Raw genomic sequence first — 20,397 nt, 5'->3', positions numbered from 1 at the left:
GGTGGGGTTGGATAGAGCCTGTGTCGACTGACTTCACCGGGCTGCGTCGGGGTGCCCCCCTGGGCGATCCACGCCTGGACCTGTGCGATCTGTACGTGTTCCCGTCCCCGCACGATCCGGGGCGCACCGCGCTGATCCTGACCGCGAACCCGAACGCGGATGCGATGCATCCCGACGCGGTGTACCGCATCGCGATCGACAACGACGGTGACCTGCGCAACGACATCGTGTTCAACTTCACCTTCAGTGAACCGGTGAACGGGCGCCAGAAGGTCGATGTGCGGCTGGCTCTGCAGGCCGAGGCACGCGTCGACGCCGCGGTGGGGTCGGAGATCTTCGGCGGGCTCGACGTGTCCTTCGAAGACGAGCCGCATCTGTGGCGGTCGCGGTCGGGATCGTTCTCGTTCTTCGCCGGGGCGCGCACCGACGCTGCGTTCCCCGACTCGAAGGTCATCGCCATGGCGGTGGAATTGCCGACGGCCTATCTGGGCGCCGCGCCGGACGTCCGCATCTGGGCGCGGTGCAGTGTGAACACCGACGGCACGTGGCGCCATGTCGACCGGGTCGGCCATCCGTGGGTGAGCGGACTCTTCCCCGACGACGAGGAACTCGCCGAGTTCAACGCCGACGAACCCAACCGGGATCAGGGCCGGTGGATGGGGCACCTCATCGATGTGTTGGCCGAGACCGGCGGCTACACCCGCGCCGAGGCCATCGATGCGATCGCCACCGAGGGCACGCTGCCGGACGTGTTGACCTACAACCCGAGCAAGCCCGCCGGGTATCCGAACGGGCGCGGGCTGCGCGACGACGTCGCCGACTACCGCTCGCGGTTCTTGACCAACGGCCGCACGACGATGACTGACTTCGCGCCGGGCGGGGATTTCCTGCCCGACTTCCCGTACCTCAGCGCACCGTAGGGGTCGGGCGATGCCGCTGACCGATGGAGACGTGATCGCGGGCTACACGGTCATGCGGCTGCTGGGCTCGGGGGGCATGGGTGAGGTGTACCTGGCGCGTCATCCACGGCTGCCCCGAAACGATGCGCTCAAGGTGCTCTCCGCCACGGTCTGCGCTGACATCGAGTACCGGGAGCGGTTCAACCGGGAGGCCGACATCGCGGCCACGCTGTGGCATCCGCACATCGTGTCGGTCCACGACCGCGGGGACTTCGACGGCCGGCTGTGGTTGTCGATGGATCACGTCGAGGGCACCGACGCGGCGCGGCTGCTCGCCGAGCGCTACCCCGACGGCATGCCGCCCGATCTGGTGGTGCGCATCGTCACCGCGGTGGGGGAGGCGCTCGACTACGCGCATGCCCGCGGTCTGCTGCACCGCGACGTCAAACCGGCCAACATCCTGATCGCCGACCCGGACACCGATGACGAGCGAATCCTGTTGGCGGACTTCGGTATCGCCCGCCGCGTCGGCGAGGTCAGCGCGCTCACCGGCACGGACATGACGGTCGGCACGGTCGCCTATTCGGCGCCCGAGCAGCTCACCGCCGACAAGGACATCGACGGCCGTGCCGATCAGTACGCGCTGGCGGCGACGGCCTACCAGCTGCTCACGGGGTCGCCGCCGTTCCAGCATTCGAACCCGGCGATCGTCATCAGCTCGCACCTGTCGGCGCGGCCGCCCTCGATCGCGCAGGCGCGGCCCGATCTGTCGGGGCTGGGCGGGGCGCTGGAGAAGGGGCTGGCCAAGTCGCCGGCCGACCGGTTCGAGCGCTGCATCGACTTCGCGAGGGCACTGGCCAACCGGACGGGCATGGTGGCGCCGGCGCTCGGGGTCGATCCGCACGCGACGATGCCGGCGCAGGCCGCAGCGGCCGGACCGCGCCACGCGAAACCGGATCGGGCTGCTGCTCGTTCACGCGGCCGCAACCTGGCGGTGGTGGCGCTGGTGCTGGCCCTGGTGGCGGTCGCCGCGACGTTGTTCGTGGTGCTGCACGACGAGCCGGCGAAGACGGACACGGTGGCGGTGCCCGTGGTGGTGGTGGGCGCCGATTGTGGGACGTTGGGCGCGGCCGGGATCACCGAGCAGAAGGCGCAGGCCTACTGCGCGAAGGTGAGTGGGTCGGATCAGCAGCTGTGGTCGCTGTATTCGTCGGACATCGCGAAGCCGACGGGCACCGGCGACGTCCCGGTGCAGGTGTGCGTGCAGCAGACGAATCGGTCTCAGGCGGACTGCCAGGGCGACATCGCGCGGGAGAACGCCGACCCCGCCGCGAATGATACGACCGAGCCGACGAGCTAGATTCCTGAGAGCCCCAGCCACTCGTCGACGGCGAATCCGTTCTCGCGGGCTGAGATTCGTGCCCCGCCCCGGCCGGGATAGTGCGCGGGCACCACCGTCGCGCCGCGCCGCGCCGCCTCGGTCAGCACGCGGTGGCGGGTGTGCGCCGCGGCGGCGGGGTCCTCGTCGAACGCGCACGGATCGTCCGGGCGAACCAGTTGGATCGGACAGTGGGTCAGGTCGCCGACGAACACGGCGGGTACACCGGCGTCCAGCCACACCACCGACGAACCCGGCGTGTGACCGCCCGCGGGCCGCAACCACAGCGAGTCGCTGAGCTGATGGTCGCCGGAGTAGAGCTCGGTCTGATCGGCCACAGGTAACACGCTGTCGGCGAACACGATTCGCATGCTCTCATTGGTGCTGTCGCCGTCGGGGGAGAAGTGACGGTAATCGGCGTCGGGCATCAGATAGCGCGCATTGGGGAACGTCGGCACCCAGGCCCCGTCGACGAGGCGGGTGTTCCAGCCGACGTGATCGGTGTGCAGGTGGGTGTTGACCACGACGTCGACGGACTCCGGTGCCACGCCGGCATCGGCGAGTGCGTCGAGGTATCCGGTGCTCAACTGGTGCAGCGGCGGGAAGTGCGGCCGGTGGCGATCGTTGCCGACGCCGGTGTCGATCAGCACGGTCATGCCGTCGACCTGCAGCACCCAGGTCTGCATGGCGATTTTCCATTGATCGGCCGCCCGGTCCCAGAACGACGGCTCGAGCAGGTCGGCGTTGTCGCTCCACGCCTGGGCGGGGGTCTGGCCGAACAGATCGGTGCGCATCTGGACCCGCAGCTCGACGACGCGGGTCAGCGTCGCCCGGCCGAGCGCGACGCGGTCGGTCACGGCTCGAAACGCATCGGCCCGGGTGAGAACAGCCCGGAGTGGGTGGCCTCGCCGAGATCGATCTGCGCCGGCTGCGCATCGACGATGGTGTCGAACCGGCGCAGCGAACCCCAGTCCTGGCCCCAGTCGTGCGACAGGTAGGTCGACATCACCGAGGCCCGCAGGAGGAGATCGGTGATGCCCAGCAGGCCACCGTTCTTGCCGTCCTGCCACGTGTCGGTGCTCTGCAGCTTGGCGAAGTAATCCGGGGAGATCCGGAACTTCGGGATGTCGGTGACGCCGTTGGCGTGCAGCATCGGTTGCTGGCACGGGAACACCAGCCCGACCGCCCAGTCCATCAGCACCGGCTGGGTGGAGCCGATGTACTCCTGCACCGAGCGCACCTCCGGTACGCGCGGGGGCGTGACCGCCACCCAGTCGCCCTGGCCCAGCGACAGGTCTTCGGCGACCACCCGGACGGCAACGGCATCGGCGGGGATCTCCGGGCGCGGGTAGCGCAGGTTGCGCCATGACGGTGTGGGGCCGATGTCGTAGGGGCGCACGCGCCCCGCCGGCACGGGTGCGCCGTCGGGACCCTTGGTGGCGTACTCCAATTCGACCGCCTGACCGGATGTTTCGCCGTTGGCGACGCTCATCCCGGCGATGGTGCCCGACGCGGTGACGACGACCAGCGGATGCGCGTCATCAGGTGCGGGAAGCGCATACCACGCTGAGGTGAGGCGGCTTTCCTGTTGTGCTGCAGTCGAATACGATCCGGCCACCGGCACCCGGGCCGGGTCGAGACCGTAAGGCAACGGAACTGTGGATCCGTTCACCCCGGGCCGGGACAGCTTGACCGGTCGATTCCAGTCGTAGTCGGTGCCGGGCTGTGGATTGTTGAGCCGGATCGCCTCGGCGATGATCTTCTCCGGAACGCCGTTGGGGGAGAAGCCGGTCGGCGTCGCACCGCCCAACGGTCCCAGCGGGCCGTAGTCGCCCGGCAACGGGGATAGGAAGCCGGCATTCGAATCCGGTTCCACCAGAACGTCGTCCGCCAGCCCGCAGCCGCCGGCCAACCCGCGTACGTTGGCCCAGCCGTTGGAGTAGGTCGGGTACTGGCGGATCACGCCGATGGCCATCGAGGCGATCGACACCACGACCATCAGCGCCGCGGCGATCGGGATCGGCGCGGTGGTCAGCAGGCGGACCACCCGTGGTTCCCGCCGCGGTCTCAGGTGCAGCCAGAACGCGCACAGCGCGGCGAGTGCGAAGAGCGCGAAGAACATCGTGCTGATGCTCACGCCGCCGATCTTGGGCACCGAGTTGTTGAACGGCACACCGAAATTGGAGACATACCACCACCCGTTGGTGGAGGCGAAGCACAGCGCCAGCACGAAGAACACCAGCGACAGGAACGTCATCCGGTTGCGTGCCGAACGCAGCACCACCGGTGACACGATGACCGTGGCCAGCGCTGCCATCGCGCCGCCCACAGCGGCGAACAACCCGAAGTGATGGATCCACTTGGTCGGGGTGAACATCAAGAAGAAGATCGTCGCGAAGATCACGCCCATCAGCCGCCAGGCCGGGCCGCGGGCCACGCCCGGAACGCGCTTGCGCCGCAGCATGACGAACAGCGACGGGAACAGGCACATGGCGGTGAACAGGAACGCCACCCGGCGTTCGATGGCGCCATCGGTGGTCGGCAGGACCAGGTAGTAGTACCGCAGGTTCTCGGTGTACCACTCCTGGCTCGGGCCGATCGCGGTGCGGATCTTGGTGGCCTCCAACACCGTGGCGATGGTCTGGTCGGCGAACACCACGGTCAGGATCACCGTGCCCGCGGCCAGCAGCGGCGCGATCAGCGGCAAGATGCCGACCAGCGCGCGACGGCGCATCACGATGCGCAGGATGGGACGGCCGCCGGCGATCAGGGCGGCGACCGCGATCAGTCCGGTCGGCTGGATGCCGAGCGTGAACGCCGCGGTGAGGGTGGCCAGCGCGGCCGGGGTGAGCCGGCCGGAGGTGATGGCCCGTTCGATGAGTACGTAGGTGACCAGGGCGCCGGTGGCGATCTGCCCTTCGGGGCGCAGACCGTTGTTGAACGGCATCCACGCGGCCAGCAGCACCAGGCCGGCGGCCCACATCGCGGCCCGACTGGACGACACCGCGGGGCCGAGCCTGGGCAGCACCTCGCGGGAGAGCAGCAGCCAGCAGATCAGCGAGCAGATCAGATCGGGCAGGCGGATCCACAAGCTGGCGTCGCTGACGTGGGTCATCAGCGCGAGCACGTTGTAGTACCAGCCGAACGGGTCCTCCGGGCTGCCGAACCAGCGGAAGTAGTTGGCCATGTAGCCGGCGTGATCGGCGGTGCGGGCCATCTGCATCTGATAGCCGTCGTCGCTGGAGCCGGCGCCGATCACGTACCAGAGCAGGAAGCCGCCCACGACGACGATGTCGACCACGCTGAACGTCCGCCAGCGCGTCGGGATCACGCGGTGCATCCGGCGCCCGTCGAGGCGGTCCAGCCGCCACAGGGCCAGCAGCGCAATCACCGTGGAGACCATCGCCAGCAGCATCGCGGTCAGCTTCAGGGCGCTCGGATGGCTGGTGTAGCGGGTGTCGATCGTCGCCGAGAACTGCATACCGGGCGGTGCCGGACCGACCAGGTCGGTGAACACGCCGACGATGGCGGGCCGCAAGTTCGGATCGGCGTAGCCGGTGCGCTGCGGTTTCCCGGCGTCCGCGCCGGACACCTGGGTCAGGCCGACGAAGTCGGCGTACGTGCCGTCGTGTGAGGACGTGATGTCGAGGCGCTCGCAGCCACCGACCCGGTTGCGGTTGACGCTGGCGATGACGACGTTGCGGACGATCACGTCGACGCGGGACGCGGTGACGTTGACCAGCATCGCGTTCAGGGCCGCGTCGCGCCCCTGGGCCGGGGCGGTGCCGAGAACGAGACCGCCCCTGGCCGGCATCCCGGAGAGCACGGGGCACGGAATGGACGCCGACAGCGAGACCGGAGCCTGCGCGATCAGCGGCGCGGTCACATTGGCGAGCCGGTCCTGCTGCGGCCAGTTCAGCGTCGCCGTGGTCTGGATGACCGGCAGCAGCGGCGTCGCCACCGCCAGCACGAAGCCGAGCAGCCCGGCGATCGTCGCGACCCAGCGCGCCACCTTCACGTCGTTCATCACGGGAGGGCCCTGATCGGTCCGCCCCGGCTCCACCCGAACACTCGTGTCGACCCTTCCTCGACGACGGCGTCGGGTGCCTCGTCGCGCGGCACGACGCGGATGTAGCGCTCCAAGGCTCCCCAATCGCGGTACCAGTCATTGCGCAGGTAGGTCGGTATCGCCGCGGTCCGCAGCAGCGCCTGAATGAACAGGAACGGTCCGCCGGACTCGGCCGACTGCCACTGGTTCGACGACACCACCATCTGCTTGAAGTTCGGGATGATGCGGTACTGCGGCAGCTCGGCGATGCCGAGATGCTCGGCGAACGGCCGCTGGCACGGGAAGTTCGCCGCGGTGGCGATGTCCATCAGCACCGGGGTGTCCGACCCGAGGAACTGCTCGGCGGTCTCCAACACGGGGACCCGGGGCGGGGTGAACCCGAACCACTGGTCCTCGGACAGGTTGGGGTCGTCGGCGACGATGCGGGCGACGTTGGCTTCCGGCGGCGCCGTCGTCAACGGGAATCGCAGGTTGCGCCAGGCCTTCTGCTGGAAGATGTCGATCGGCTGGACCTCGTTCAGCGCCTGGTAGGAGCCGTCGGGCCGGTGCACCCCCCACTGCAGCTTCAGCGACTGGCCGTAGTTGAAGGAGCCGTCTTCGTTGTAGTACCAGATGGCCCCGGCCGCGGCGACGCTGACCAGCGGCCGGTCCGGGGTGCGAGGCGGCAGTTGGTACCAGGCCGAGGTGGCCTTGGCGGCCACGGCGTTCTCGCCGAAGCTGCCCATCACCGGCGTGCGCTTGGGGTCGAGCCCGAATGGCAGGAACACGCGGGAACCGTTGACGCCCTCGGGCCCGTAGCCGCCGCCGGTGCCTGCCGCGTAGCCGACGCCGATGTTCGGTTTGTCGACCGGTCCGTCGGTGTTGACGGTGCCGGGGTTGGCGGCCACCGGCTCGGCCGGCTCCAGGGTGTCGCTGACGCCGTTGGGGGTGAAACCGACCGGATCCTCACCGCCGAGCGGGCCGTACTGTCCCCAGCGTTGGCCCGGAACCGGTTGCAGCATCCCGGCATTCGTATCGGATTCGACGAGGACGTCGTCGGCCATCGCGCAACTGTCTGTGCTCAGACCCGAGCGCAGCGCCGCGATGTTGGCCGCGCCGGTGGTGTAGACGGGATAGCGGCCGGCGGTCGCCTTCAGCATGGAGCCGAGCTCGAGGACCACCATGATGATCGCCACGACGAGCAGGGGTGTGGAGGCCAGCGCCCGGTTGCGGCCGGTGTCGGCGACCTGGGTGTGGCCCGCGTAGTCGATGCGGAAGTGCAGCCAGGCGGCGAGCAGGCCGCCGGCGATGGCGAGCACCAGGAAGATCGTGGTCACCGGGAAGTGGGCGATCACCGGCTGTTTGTCGAACCACGGCACGCCGTAGTTGCCGACGTAGAACCAGCCGTTGATGCCCGACGTCGCCCAGGCCAGGACGAACAGCAGTGCGGTCACGTACAGCGCCAGGTTGCGCCGGCTGTGCAGTCCGACCCGGGCGAACGCGAACGCGGTCACCCCGCCCAGTGCGCCGGCCAGCCCGGCGAACGCACCGAGCTGGACGGCCCATTTGGTGGGTGTCAGCGTCAGGAGCAGCAGGCCGATCGCGGTGGTGCCCGTCAGCCGCCAGACCGGCCCGCTCACGGCACCGGGTACGCGCCCGCGGCGCAGCAGCACCACGATCAGCCCGAACACGCACAGCAGCAGCACCAGGACGGCGAAGCGACGGGTCAGGGAGCCGTCGACGCTGTCCTCGACGGTCAGGAAGTAGTAGCGCAGGAACTCCTGGTACCAGGGGATCGTCGGTCCGACGACGTACTTGATGCGCACCGATTCGGCGACGGTGGCCAGCGTCTGGTCGCGGAACACGATCACCGACACCAGCGACACCGATGCGAGCAGAGGCAGCAGGGTCGCGGCGAGCCCGTCGGTGCGGCGGCGCGCGGAGACGATCCGGGTGATCCCGCGGGCACCGACCAGCAGCGGCGCCACCGCGACCAGACCCTGTGGGGCCAGCGTCACCGAGAACATCGCGATCACGATCGCAACGGCCGCCGGCCACAGTCGTCGGGTCCCGAGCGTCCACTCGACCAGCATCAGCACCGCGACCACCGCGAAGGCGATCAGGGGTTCGGGGCGCAACCCGTTGTTGAACGGCAGCCACGCCGCCAGGAAGACCGCCGCGGCGGTCCACGTGGCCACCCGGTTGGCCGCGACTCGGCGGCCCAGCCGCGGCAGCAGACAGCGGCTGACGATCAGCCAGGTGCCGATGCCGGCGAGGGTGGCGGGCAGCCGCATCCACACCCCGGCGGCGCTGATCGAGGCCAGATGGGCCAGCACGCTCTGATACCAGTCGAACGGCGCCTCGGACGCCCCGAAGTAGCGGTAGTAGTTGGCGGTGTAGCCGGCCTCGCCGGCCACCCGCGCCATCGTCAGGTTGTAGCCGTCGTCCGACGACTGTGGGCCGACGATGTGCCACACCAGCAGCCCGCCGATGACGCCGAGGTCGCCCACCCAGGTCGCCCAGCCGACGCGCCGACGTGCGCGCGGCGGGCGTCGTCCGGACACCCGGTCGAGCAGCGCCAGCGCGATGATCGACCCGACCACGCACACCACGCCGAGCGCCATCACGAGGGTCTTCAGTGCCGTCGGGCTGGTGATGAAGCGGGTGTCGACGTCGATGCGCGCATTGAGGCCCGATTGCACCGGGACGCGGAGGTCGGTGAACACTCCGGCCACCTGCGGGCGTTTGTCGACGCTCAGCGTGCCCGTCGCGCCGGGGATGCCGACGAAGTCGGCTCCGACCGCGCCGACGTTGGCCCACAGGCGCAGCTCGCTGCAGGCGCCGCGGTTCACGTCCTGGCGGGGGGCGACGGCGGCGACGGTGTCGCGGAACGCGACGTAGACGACGTCGGCGTTGGCGCGCACGAACAAGCCGTTACGGCCGGCGTCGATGCCGCCGGGCGGGATCGTCGAGAAGACCAGCCCGCCGTCGGCGGGCAGGCTCGCGACCGCGGAGCAGGGGATCGTGACGTCGAGCGACTTGGGGGCGCCGGAGACCAGCGGCGCGGTGATGTCGCTGACGGTGCCGTCGGCGTCGGCGCCTTGGGGCCACATGATCGTGGCGGTCTGCTGGGTGACCGGAAGCAGCGGTGCGACACCGCAGCACAGGATGCCCAGGAGTCCCAGAGCTCCCGCGAGGATCGCGACGAGACGGGAACTGCGGGCAGGCACGAGGCTCGATGGTAGACGGGTCTAGGACAGACGCAGCGGCGCCGGGCTCCACAATCCGCTACGCGTTGCCGAACCGAGATCCAGGCGAGCGACGTCGGCGCCCGGGTAGTACGGCGTGAGCTGCTGCAGCGCGCCCCAATCGCGGGACCAGTCGTACTTCAGATACGTGGGCACGGTGGTGGCGCGCAGCAGGAGCTCGGTGATGCCGAGCGGCCCGCCGCCCAGGTAATCCATCACCGGGGAGTTGGCCTCGGCGCCGAAGCGGTCCGGCAGGATGCGCCACTTCGGCACCTCGATGACGCCGTTGCGATGCCCGAACGGGCGCTGGCACGGGAACGCGAGCCCGACCAGCCAGTCCAGCATCACCGGGTCACTGGAACCGACGACGTCCTGCAGGGTGCGCAGCGTGGGGATCCGGGGCGGGGTGACGGCGATCCAATGGGTGGGGCTCAGATCGTCGTCGGTCGCGACCAGCCGGATACGGGTCGCGTCGGAGGGGATGGCCGACAGCGGCGCGCGCAGGTTGCGCCACGCGGGGGCCGCGCCGACATCGGCGAAGCTGATGCTGCCGCCCGCTTCGTCGTCGTCGCGCGCCCACTGGACCACCAGGTCGTCGGGGTCGAATCGGCCGGCCGCCGACACCACGAGCAGCGAGTCGGAGCGATCGCCGTCGCTCCAGCCGGCGGGCAGGCGGTACCAGGCCGAGCGCAGGAACGCCGGCGCCTGGGTGCCGCTGCGCCAGCTGCCCAGCACCGGGGTGCGGGCCGGGTCCAGGTTGTAGGGCAGGCGCGCGCGGGAGCCGTTGATGCCCGCCGCCGCCGTTGTGCCGCCTTCGGTACCGGCCTCGCTGCCGGTGACCACGCCGCTGTCGGAGTCGGCGAAGTTGTCCGAGCCGGGTTGTTCCATCACCGGGTCGGCGGAGACGTCGGCCGGAATCCCGTTGGGGCTGAACCCTTCTGATCGCTGTGCGCCCAGCGAGATGCTGACAGGCGTGTCGATGGGGGTGAGGATGCCGGCGTTGGGATCCTGTTCGACCATGACGTCTTCGGCCATGCCGCAGGTCTTTCCGGTCAGCGCCTCGAGGTTGGAGCGCCCCACTGTCCAGGCCGGGTACTGGCCGGTCATCGCCAGCGTCAGGGAGCCCACCTCGAAGATCACCAGCGCCCAGGTGGCGATCGCCAGCGGAGCCCGCGCCATGTTCCGCCAGCGCCGTGGTGGGCCGTCGGGAGCACCGTCGCGACCCGAGAAGTGCAGCCACGCCGCCACCAGCAGCGCGAGCACCGACAGCCCGAGCAGCATGGTGGTGAAGCCGAAGTGCCATTCGGGGAACGAATTCGACCATGGCACACCAAAATTGGAGACGTACCACCAGCCGTTGACGGTCGCGAACGACAGCGCGGTGACGAACAGCACGGCCGCGGCGAACACGGTGCGGTTGCGGCGCGAGCGCATCGCGGCGGCGGAGACCGCGACGGCGGCCAGCGCGCCGAGGCAACCGGCCAGCCCGGCGAACACCCCGAAGTGATGCGTCCACTTGGTGGGGGTGAACATCAGGGACAGGAACGAGATGATCGTGATGCCGACGATGCGTCGGCTGGGTCCGGGTGCGGTACCGGGGATGCGGCCCTTGCGCAACGCCATGGCGACCGAGACGGCCAGCGCCAGCAGCAGGGTCAGCACCGCGAACCGGCGGGCCACCGAGCCGTCGGGGCTGGTGGTGAACAGCCGCGAGTAGCGGATGTGCTCGTCGAACCACGCCAGGCTCGGGCCGACCGCGGACCGGAAGGTGTTGCCCTGCAGTTCGGCGGCCAGTGTCTGGTCGCGGAAGATCAGGAAGATCGTCACGGTGCCGGCCGCGGCGATCGGCGCCAGCAGCGCCCAGTACCCGAACCTCGAGACGTGCGCGGCCACAATCGTTTTCAGCGGCCCGATGGCGACCAGCAGGGCGCCGATGGCCGCGATGCCGGTGGGTCCGGAGAACAGCGTCAGAGCCCCGATGATCACGGCGATCGCGACCGGCAGCAGGCGACTGGTGGCCACTCCGCGCTCGACCGAGCACCACGTCAGCAGGATGCCGAGCGCGATGATCGGCTCGGGCCGCAGCCCGTTGTTCAGCGGCAACCAGAACGCGAGGAAGAGCCCCGCGGCCGTCCATGCGGCGGCCCGGCTGTGCTTGACCGCATCGCCGAGGCGGGGGATCACCTCGCGGCTGATCACCCACCAGCAGGCCAGGCCCATCAGCAACGTGGGCAGTCGCATCCACACGCTGGTGGTGCTGACGTGGGCCCACAGCGCGAGCAGGTCGTAGTACCAGCCGAACGGCGCCTCCGGGGTGCCGAACCAACGGTAGTAGTTGGCCATGTAGCCGGCGTTCTCCGACACCCGCGCCATGGTCAGGATGTAGCCGTCGTCGGCGGTGTTGGCGCCGACGAAGTGCCACCACACCATCACGGCGGTGAGCAGCCCGTCGAGCGGCGACAGCGACCACCACCGCGGCGGCAGGAATCGCTTGTGCCTACGGCCGTCGGCGCTGTCGAGCACGTGCAGCGCCCCCAGCGACACGATCGTCATCGCGACCCCGAGGATCATCGCGACGAGCTTCAGCACCGTCGGCGAGGTGCTGTAGCGGGAGTCGACGGTGGCCGAGAACTGCATGCCGGGCGGGGCCGGGCCGGACAGATCGGTGAAGACGCCCACGATCTGCGGGCGGAAGTCGTAGCCGCTGCGCTCGCCGCGCAGCGGTTCCCCGGCGTTCGACGAGTCGGGTGGCTGGGTGAGTCCGACGAACTCGCCGGTGACCTTGTCGGCGTGGGCGGTGAACGTCAGCTCCCGGCAGGCGGGGCTGAGCACCTGGTCCAGCGGGGCGCTGACCACCGGGGTGTTGCGCACGATCACCAGCAGGTCGTTGTTGACCCGTTCGATGAGCAACCCGCGGTCGACGGCCTTGGGCGCCTGCCTGGGCACCGTCGACAGCAGCACCGAGCGGCCGGGCCGATCCAGCCCGGCGGCGGCCTGGCACGGGATCGTGATGTCGAGGTCAGTGGCGACATAACCGATGAGTGGGGCGTCGACGCTGGCGAGCACGCCGTCCTGCGGCCAGTTGATCTGCGCGGTGGTCTGGGTGACCGGCAGCAGCGGCGTGGCGATCGCCAAGACCGTGCCCAGCAGCCCGGCCACGATCGCGATCAGGCGCGCGGTGCGGTGATTGCCGCTTGTCGCCCGCTGCTCCGCCACGGGGCTAGATCGTAGAGGGCGTACGGATGGCCAGCACGAACGGCCCGATCGTGGACACGTCGAAGCGGGGATCGTCGAACAGTGCGTCGTCGAGGGCGACGTGGTAGCGCCGCACGTTGGGCTGGTTGGGGTAGACGTCCGACGCCAGCCGCAGTGTGTAGGTGTCGTTTGCGCCGCGGCGCATCAGGAACACCGTCGGCGGCGGCCACGGCAACGCGTCCAGGGCCTTGATGAACTGATCGGCTGTGGTCAGCATGGACCAGCCTTCGATGGCGCCGGCCCGCTCGGTGAACTGGGCGAGCGGGTTGGCGTAGTGAGAGGTGAGGCCCTGGAAGCCGTAGTAGGGGTAGTAGGACAGGAAGCTGTAGTCGGCGGTCATCACCACGGTCTCGTTGCGCGGCCGGCCGGTCACCTTCTGGATCTTCGCGTCGACCTCGCGGTAGTACTGCTCGGCACCTGGCGGTCGGCGGTCGGCGCGCTGCCCCGCGCCGTCGGTGTCGGTGTAGGCGACGACGATGTCGGAGCGCAGCACGTCGGGGATGTCCTGGCTGAAGGTGAGCGCGCCCAGCGCGCCGACCGCGGTGGCCACGGCGACGACGCGGTGGGTGTTGGCGGTGCTGACCCGGGCGGCCAGTGCCTGTGCGGCTTCGAGGAAGCCGAACGCGCCGGCGGCGGTCAGCAGCACGGTCAGCGTCGGCTGCAGCCGGAAGGACAGCAGCGTGGTGCCGACCAGCGTGGTCAGCATCGACAGCAGCGACCACGCGTAGACGGCGAGCACGGCGACGGCCAGTGCTCCTGCTCTCGTGGAGCTGCGCGCCCGGATCACCAGCCAGAACGTGCCCAGTAGACACAGCGCACCCAGCAGCGTGAACTGCAGCATCGGGAACGACAGCTGGGCGCCGTCGACGGGTAGGTAGTGCTGTGCGGTGCCACGGTCGGCGGGCGTGCCCTTGGCGGCGGCGATCAGGTACGGCCCCCACCCGATCAGCGCGATCACCCCGGAGATCACCGCGATCACGGCGAGGCGGGCCAGCGGGTCCCAGTGCCGCCGCGCGATGGCGAGCAGCACCGCCATGATCGTCAGCGTGAAGGCCGCGTAGGCCAGCAGCAGCGTGTAGAACAGGGCCGCGCCGCCGAGGAAGATCCCGACGGCGATGACAGCCGCCCAGCCGCTGTATGCGTTACCCCGCGCGCGCAGCCCCGACCACGCAAGCACGAAGATCGGCGGCAGCAGCACGGTGATGATCGCGGCGTACGGCTCGGCGGGGGTGTAGGCGAGCGCGGCGGCGGCCGTGGCGGTGCTGACCACGAGCGCGTACTCGAAACGGACCATCGCCGCCCACAGCACGAAGGCCAGGACGATAGCGATCGTGATCGAGGCGACCGACCACGGCTTGAACATCTCCCAGGCCGGTGTGCCCGTCAGCGCGGCGAGCCGGCCGCCGAGCCAGAACCAGCCCGGCGGGTAGAACGGCGGCAACCCGATGTAGGTCATGTCGTGCAGGCTCGCCGAATCCGTCAGCCGGGTCAGGTATTCGGTGCGGAACTGCTGGTCGACCGAGATGCCGAACAGGTACAGCTTGGTGGCGCCCAGCGGCATGGCAATGGTCACCACGGAGAAGGCGGCGAGGAACAGCACCGCGCCGAGGCGGGCCAGCGTGCGGCGGCCGCGCCGCCACAGCAGCCCGGCGGCGAGAAGCCCTGCCAGACAGACGACCTGGCCGACCGTCGTCAGTGCGTGCAGCTGATTGGACGAGTTGTACGCCGGCCATTCGACGCGGGCGATCGCGGTCAGGCTCACAACGGCGACCGCGGCGGCGATGAGGGCCGCGACGGCCATCTGGCCGGCCACTCGAACCGGCGCGGCCAGCGCGCTGGGCATCAGATGGGCAGCTTGCGGAAGATCGGGCGCGGGATGTGGCGCAGCACCATCATCACGTAGCGGAACGCGCCGGGCGCCCACACCAGATCCTTGCCTTTGGCCGAGGCGGTCACCGCGAGCTCGGCGACGTACTCCTTGTCGACGGTCAGCGGCGCTTCCTTGACGTGCGCGCTCATCCGGGTGCGGACCTGGCCGGGGCGGATGACGAGGACGCGAACGCCGTACTCGCGCAGGGCTTCTCCGAGGCCGAGGTAGAAGCCGTCGAGGCCCGCCTTGGTGGAGCCGTAGACGAAGTTGGAGCGCCGCACGCGTTCGCCCGCCGCGGAGCTCATCGCGATGATCTGACCGGACCCCTGCGCACGCATCTTGTCGCCGACGAGCACGCCCACCGACACGGCGGCGGTGTAATTGATGTCGGCGATCTGGACCGCTTTGCGCTGGTTCTGCCACAGCTCTTCGGCGTCGCCTAACAGACCGAACGCCACGATCGCGACATCGACGTCGCCACTGGCCCAGGCCTTCTCGATGACAGCCGGATGGCTGTCGGTGTCGATGGCGTCGAAGTCGATGACCTCGACGGCCGAGGCACCTGCGTCGCGCATCTGGGCTTCGGCAGCCTCGCGGAGCGGATCGCCCGGCATACAGGCCAGGATCACCCGGGCCTTTGCGTTGCGCAGGTAGCGCGCGCAGATGGCCAGCCCGATTTCGGAGGTACCCCCGAGCAGCAGGATGGCCTGGGGATTGCCGGTGGCGTCAAACACCATTTAGAGGAGCTCCAGTCGTCGAGCCATGTCGGAAGCGAAGACCCCGGCGGGATCGACCTTGCGGCGCACCGCGATCCACTCGTCGATGCGGGGATACATGGCGTGGAAGGTTTCGGCCGTGGTGCGGGAATCCTTGGCGGTGTAGAGGCGGCCGCCGAATTGGAGGACGCGCTTGTCGAGTCCGTTGAGGAACTCGTTGAGTCCCGGTTTGATCGGGAAGTCCACGCACACGTTCCAGCCGGGGATCGGAAAGCTCAGCGGCGCTTCGTTTCCCGGTCCGAACAGTTTGAACACGTTGAGGAACGAGTAGAACCCCGAGCGCTGGATGTCGACGAGTATCGCCTTGAACTCCTCGACGGCGTCGGTGGGCACCACGAACTGGTATTGGCCGAAACCCAGTGAGCCGTAGGCCCGGTTCCACTCTCCGAACATGTCGAGCGGGTGGTAGAACTGCGTCAGGTTCTGGACCTTGCCGCGGTAGGTGCCCGATTTGCGGTACCAGAGTTCGCCGATCGGCATGAACGTGTACTTGTTCGCCAAGCCGTTGGGGAAGACGTCGGGCAGTGTGAGCAGTTGCGGTGCATCGAATTTCAGCGGGTTCTTCTGCAGCTTCGGCGGGAGTTGGTCGAGGGTCGCCAGCGAGCCGCGGGAGATGGCCGCGCGGCCCAGCTTGGGCGGGGCGCTGATCGCGTCGAACCAGGCGCTGGAGTAGGTGTAGTTGTCCTCGGTGCCGTCGCTGTGGAAGGCGATCGTCTCGTCGAGGCTCGCGGTGACGTCACCGTCGGCGATGAAGTACGCGGTCTCGGTGGGCGTCATCGCGATGGTGGCACGCAGGATGATGCCGGTCAGCCCGTTGCCGCCGACGGTGGCCCAGAAGAGCTCACGCTCGGGGCCGTCGGGAGTGATCGTGCGGACCTGTCCGTCGGCGGTCAGCAGCTCCATCGAGCGCACGTGGTTGCCGAAGCTGCCGGCGCTGTGGTGGTTCTTGCCGTGGATGTCGCAGGCGATGGCACCGCCGATGGTGACCTGGCGGGTGCCGGGCAGCACCGGTACCCAGAGCCCCAGTGGCAGCGCCGCGCGCATGAGTTGGTCGAGGTTGACGCCGGCATCGACGTCGACGATCGCGTCGTCGGTGTTGATCGCATGGATGCGGTTGAGCGCATTCATGTCGATGACCAGGCCGCCGCCGTTCTGGGCATTGTCGCCGTAGGAACGGCCGAGGCCACGCGCGAGTATTCCCCGGTCGGGGTCCTCGGCGGCGCGGGTGACGGCCTTGACGATCACCTCGGGATCCGGCGTCGTCAGCACCTGCGCGACGGTCGGGGCGGTGCGCCCCCAGCCGGTCAGGCGCTTGGCGATGGTCGGAAACTCGGTGCGAAACATCGTCACAGAGGGTACCGCTTCGCGGCGGCCGTCCGGTGCAGCGCGAGCGTGGCGCGGAGGTCGTCGAGCAGCGGGTCGACGAAGTCCACGCGGTGTTTGGCGTCGGTGGCCGCGCGGGCGCTGAGGTACATGAAGGTCAACGCGATCAGGATGAGCGTGATGTGGGCCAGCGCCTGGTCGACCGGGAGCGTGATGTCCAGCCACTGGCTGCGCGCCGGATTCCCGTCGGTCAGGTGGTCGAGAACCGTGCCGTTGAGCACCACCAGCCCCATCACGAAGAAGATCACGCCGGTGACCAGGGCGAGGACCAGCGCCTGGATGCTCTGCGCCAGCGACACCACGGCGACGACTCTGGCTCGCTCCGAGCGTCGCAACGGTGGCTCGGTGTCGGCGATCAGGGGACGGCAGGCGTGGATCGACTCGGTGACCGTGAAGGCCAGCGCGATCGCGGCCATACAGCACACCAGCAGCCAGATCCGGGTGGTTTCCAGGTTGGCGGCGATGTACCAGACGGTGTTGTTGAAGAACACCAGAAGGGTGAGCAGGACGACCGGCAGGGCACGCGCGAGCAGTTGGGCTGCAGAGCGAAGGTGGGTGAACGTGGTGCGCAGCGCCCAGCCGAGGATCGCGCCCATCCCGGTGCCGGTCGCGGCGAGGATGACCAGGACGACGGCGACGTCGACGGCGTCGGTCCGGAACGCGGTCCAGCCGCCGGCCTGGTAGGTGTCCGAGGCCAGGCCCACCACGATCGAGGCCCACGCGATCAGCCCGCGTGCTCGCGGGCTCGTGATGCGGCTCACCGCGAACGCGACCAGGGCCATCAGGGGCAGCAGCGCCGCCAGCACCACGAGCACCGACCAGTCGGCGAAGGACGGGGACGTGCTGATGTCGATGTCCTGGTCACCGGAGGCGATCAGGACGTAGAGCTCGAGCACCATCAGCGTGGCCCAGGCGGCTACCCCCGGTGCTGACCGGCGCACGACTGCGTGCCAACCGTCGGTGACGAGGGCCTCTCGAGTTGCCGGGCGGACGGTCATCGAAGCCGGAAGATGACGGCCCGCTGCACGATGAAGTTGATGACGGTCGCGGTGCCCTGGGCGATGACGAAGGCGACCGGTACCCGCCAGGGCTGGTTCTCGAACTGCATGTAGAAGACGTAGTTGATGCCGACCTGGACGGCATAGGTGACGGCGTAGAGCACAACGACCGCGATGAAGCGGGCCCGGCTCGGCGGCGCCTGGAAGGTCCACCGCCGGTTGATCAGGTAGGCGGTCGTCGTCCCGGCGATGAAGCTCAGCGTCTTCGCGACGTTGACATGCAGCCCCGCCGCGAGGAACGCAACGTAGAGACCGAAGTCCACAATCGCCGACAACCCACCGGTCAGGACGAATCGCCAGATCTGCGTCGTCAACGGGAGCTGTGGTGACATCGGAGGCTCGGCCACCCGGGCAGCTTACGGGCTGGCGAATGAAGACCCGTGCCATGCTGATCGGAACTGAGCCGAGCCGCGGAGGCGCATGTGGTCGTAGTTCACGTCGAGCGCACGATCGATGCGCCCCCTGAGCCGGTGTTCGCGTGGCTGGCTGACCCCGAGAATCTGCGAACCGCGCCTCTGATCTTGCGGGCGAGGTGGGCGTCGGGTTCGCCGTCCGCAGGTGTGGGCGCGTTCAGAGAAGCTGTTGGAGTGGGGATGTGGTTGCGAGAGGAGATCACTGCATTCGATCCGCCGCAGTCGTACTCCTATCGGATCCGTCGCTCCATTCCGGAGTTCGTCCACCAGGGTGGCTCGATCACCGTTGAGCCGGTGGGAGAGGGTGCCCACGTCACGTGGGTCACCGAATACACCCATCCGAGCTACTGCGGTGGGAAGGCGCTCGAAGGTCTGACTGCTCGCCTTCTGCCCTGGAATTTCCAGGTTGTGCTCGACCGCTGCGCTGATGCGGTGGAGGCTTAGGACCTTCAGAACGGTGGAGGCCCGTGTGGTTCGGCCCCGAGTTTCTGGTTCAGACGGCGGGCCGCGGTGACCGCACGCGCCCGGCTCTGGGCGCGTGTGCGCCGGCGCCGCGGCATCATCGCACCGCGCGCCTCGCACGCCGGCGGCCGCGGAGGATCGGCGTCCCACAGCGTGCCGGTCGGGCGGCACAGCGACGGAAACAGATCTCGACTGCCCGGATACGTCGTGTACTCATGGCCGGTCGGACTGGTCCAGATGACCGTGCCGTCGGGCAGCTGACGATCGTGCCATCCTTCGAGACCGGCCCAGAACGTTTTCAGGAGATGATGAAAACGGCACAGCGCCTTGAGGTTCGATGCGTGCGTGGGCCCGACGGGATACGGGACGGTGTGGTCGATGTCGGCTTCGGTGGCGGGCACGTCGCAGCCGGGGAAGCGACAGGTGACATCCCGGCAGCGGATGAATTCGGCGAGCGTGCGGGACGGCACGTAGCGCTGTTCGGGCGGCGCATCACCGGGATGGACGATCTGTCGCAGACGAGCGCGGGCCAGGTTCAACGCCTCCACCGACGTGACCCCGGAACCGAAGATGAGCGCGGGCTTGTCCTTGCGAGCGGGCTCCTCGGTGACCCTGTCCTCCTCCTCGTCGATGGTCTCGCTGTCGGCGATCACGTAGACCGTCGTGTTGGAGCTCGGCGTCGGTCCGGTGGCTGCGTCGCAATCGTCGAGACCGCACTGGCACACCAACGCGTCCAGCCCGACGCCGACGGCGCTCAGTGCGTCGGCCCGGCGGTTCTGCAGGGTGCGGGGGTCCGCGGCGCAGACGGTGTGCGCGATGGCCTCCAGGCGATCCTCCAGCGCGGTCGCGTCGGCGGCCGGCAGCAGCGCCCAGACGCTCGTGAAACCCGGTACGTCCGAGGGCGAGCCGAACTCGACCCGCCGTCCCGTCAGGGACTCCACCACCTGGCGCAGCGCGATCGGATCGTGCGCCAGCACGGTCGCGTCGATGGCCTGCTCGATCTTCTTCTCCGAGAGCTGACCCCAGCGGTCGACGCGGTCGGCGATCGCCGCATCGACTTCGGCCATCACCGCCGGGTCGATCACCAGCCCGGTGCGGTAGACGATCTTGCGGATCAGCAGATCGCTGATGAGTCCCTCGGCGAACAGCGCCGCCACCCGGGGTAGCCGATCCCTCAGCGCCACCGCGCGTCGGATCTGATGCAGTGCCAGCCCCTGAGTGACGCCGACGGCCACCGCCAGCTCCGCGGCGACCGCGGCGTCGGGATCGAGCCACCATCCGGAGCGGTCCTCGGCGTCGACCCCGGTGCGGCGGGTGAACAACTCGGCCATCACCGCCATCTTGCGGGCAGCGGCTGTGTTCTCCTCGCGTGCCCACTCCCGGGCAGCGTCGATCAGATCGGCGGCTGTCAGCACGCGCAGATCGGAAACTTCGAACACATGTTCGAGTGTACCGACCCACCCCGACAAGTTTCAGTTGCCATCTCTCAGGACATCGGTGACAGTTCTGCATCAGGACATCGGTGACACTTCGGGTGGTTCTGGTGGTGACACTTCCGCCCCGAGGCTGCGGGGGTGGCTGTCAATGAACCCATCGATCCTCGCGTC

General features: G+C 69.1%; 13 protein-coding genes. 3 read left to right on the top strand and 10 right to left on the bottom strand.

Going from position 1 to position 20,397, the window contains the following annotated elements; translation table 11 throughout:
- Positions 1 to 20: 20 nt before the first annotated feature.
- Complete coding sequence (locus DMB80_RS23060) at positions 21 to 920, top strand: DUF4331 family protein (RefSeq protein ID WP_111511993.1); 900 nt, start codon at positions 21 to 23, stop codon at positions 918 to 920.
- 10 nt (positions 921 to 930) lie between these two features.
- Positions 931 to 2,259 (top strand): serine/threonine-protein kinase, encoded by a 1,329-nt coding sequence (locus tag DMB80_RS23055; protein WP_111511992.1) that lies wholly within the window; start codon positions 931 to 933, stop codon positions 2,257 to 2,259.
- Here DMB80_RS23055 and DMB80_RS23050 read toward each other — a convergent pair.
- From DMB80_RS23050 to DMB80_RS23010, 9 genes are read right to left on the bottom strand one after another with little or no spacing between them, the layout of a single operon-like run.
- The gene (locus DMB80_RS23050) at positions 2,256 to 3,134 is read right to left on the bottom strand and encodes an MBL fold metallo-hydrolase (RefSeq protein WP_240431350.1); all 879 of its coding nucleotides are present in this window, start codon (positions 3,132 to 3,134) and stop codon (positions 2,256 to 2,258) included. The genes DMB80_RS23055 and DMB80_RS23050 overlap by 4 nt on opposite strands.
- Positions 3,131 to 6,304, bottom strand: coding sequence for an arabinosyltransferase domain-containing protein (locus tag DMB80_RS23045; protein WP_111512008.1), 3,174 nt, complete (start codon positions 6,302 to 6,304; stop codon positions 3,131 to 3,133). Before DMB80_RS23045 ends, DMB80_RS23050 begins: the two co-directional genes overlap by 4 nt.
- Positions 6,304 to 9,555 (bottom strand): arabinosyltransferase domain-containing protein, encoded by a 3,252-nt coding sequence (locus tag DMB80_RS23040; protein ID WP_111511991.1) that lies wholly within the window; start codon positions 9,553 to 9,555, stop codon positions 6,304 to 6,306. Before DMB80_RS23040 ends, DMB80_RS23045 begins: the two co-directional genes overlap by 1 nt.
- A 21-nt stretch (positions 9,556 to 9,576) precedes the next feature.
- Positions 9,577 to 12,789 carry an arabinosyltransferase domain-containing protein gene (locus DMB80_RS23035; RefSeq protein ID WP_111511990.1) on the bottom strand — a complete coding sequence of 1,071 codons (3,213 nt, stop codon included), beginning with the start codon at positions 12,787 to 12,789 and terminating at the stop codon, positions 9,577 to 9,579.
- A gap of 4 nt (positions 12,790 to 12,793) precedes the next feature.
- A complete protein-coding gene (locus DMB80_RS23030) occupies positions 12,794 to 14,671 on the bottom strand; it encodes a galactan 5-O-arabinofuranosyltransferase (RefSeq protein WP_111511989.1) in 1,878 nt (625 codons plus the stop codon).
- Positions 14,671 to 15,435 carry a decaprenylphospho-beta-D-erythro-pentofuranosid-2-ulose 2-reductase gene (locus DMB80_RS23025; protein WP_111511988.1) on the bottom strand — a complete coding sequence of 255 codons (765 nt, stop codon included), beginning with the start codon at positions 15,433 to 15,435 and terminating at the stop codon, positions 14,671 to 14,673. The genes DMB80_RS23030 and DMB80_RS23025 overlap by 1 nt, the downstream gene beginning before the upstream one ends.
- A complete protein-coding gene (locus tag DMB80_RS23020) occupies positions 15,436 to 16,818 on the bottom strand; it encodes a decaprenylphosphoryl-beta-D-ribose oxidase (RefSeq protein WP_111511987.1) in 1,383 nt (460 codons plus the stop codon).
- A gap of 2 nt (positions 16,819 to 16,820) precedes the next feature.
- A complete protein-coding gene (locus DMB80_RS23015; protein WP_111511986.1) occupies positions 16,821 to 17,855 on the bottom strand; it encodes a hypothetical protein in 1,035 nt (344 codons plus the stop codon).
- Positions 17,852 to 18,247: a GtrA family protein gene (locus DMB80_RS23010; protein WP_046363514.1), complete on the bottom strand. Its 396-nt coding sequence runs from the start codon at positions 18,245 to 18,247 to the stop codon at positions 17,852 to 17,854. Before DMB80_RS23010 ends, DMB80_RS23015 begins: the two co-directional genes overlap by 4 nt.
- A gap of 90 nt (positions 18,248 to 18,337) precedes the next feature.
- Between DMB80_RS23010 and DMB80_RS23005 the strand changes: the two genes are divergently transcribed.
- Positions 18,338 to 18,772, top strand: a complete 435-nt coding sequence (locus tag DMB80_RS23005; RefSeq protein WP_111511985.1) for an SRPBCC family protein — start codon at positions 18,338 to 18,340, stop codon at positions 18,770 to 18,772.
- 5 nt (positions 18,773 to 18,777) lie between these two features.
- Here DMB80_RS23005 and DMB80_RS23000 read toward each other — a convergent pair whose 3' ends face one another.
- The gene (locus DMB80_RS23000) at positions 18,778 to 20,229 is read right to left on the bottom strand and encodes an HNH endonuclease signature motif containing protein (protein ID WP_240431349.1); all 1,452 of its coding nucleotides are present in this window, start codon (positions 20,227 to 20,229) and stop codon (positions 18,778 to 18,780) included.
- Positions 20,230 to 20,397: the final 168 nt, after the last annotated feature.

Source organism: Mycobacterium kyogaense (assembly GCF_003254575.1).
Classification (GTDB): domain Bacteria; phylum Actinomycetota; class Actinomycetes; order Mycobacteriales; family Mycobacteriaceae; genus Mycobacterium; species Mycobacterium kyogaense.
The sequence above is the reverse complement of the archived record's forward strand: the minus strand, read 5'-3'. Positions and strand labels throughout refer to the sequence as shown.

Coding starts and splice junctions, on each gene's coding strand:
- DMB80_RS23025 (WP_111511988.1), bottom strand. CDS start 15,435: ATGGTGTTTGACGCCACCGGCAATCCCCAGGCCATCCTGCTGCTCGGG.
- DMB80_RS23020 (WP_111511987.1), bottom strand. CDS start 16,818: ATGTTTCGCACCGAGTTTCCGACCATCGCCAAGCGCCTGACCGGCTGG.
- DMB80_RS23010 (WP_046363514.1), bottom strand. CDS start 18,247: ATGTCACCACAGCTCCCGTTGACGACGCAGATCTGGCGATTCGTCCTG.
- DMB80_RS23015 (WP_111511986.1), bottom strand. CDS start 17,855: ATGACCGTCCGCCCGGCAACTCGAGAGGCCCTCGTCACCGACGGTTGG.
- DMB80_RS23045 (WP_111512008.1), bottom strand. CDS start 6,304: ATGAACGACGTGAAGGTGGCGCGCTGGGTCGCGACGATCGCCGGGCTG.
- DMB80_RS23055 (WP_111511992.1), top strand. CDS start 931: ATGCCGCTGACCGATGGAGACGTGATCGCGGGCTACACGGTCATGCGG.
- DMB80_RS23030 (WP_111511989.1), bottom strand. CDS start 14,671: ATGCCCAGCGCGCTGGCCGCGCCGGTTCGAGTGGCCGGCCAGATGGCC.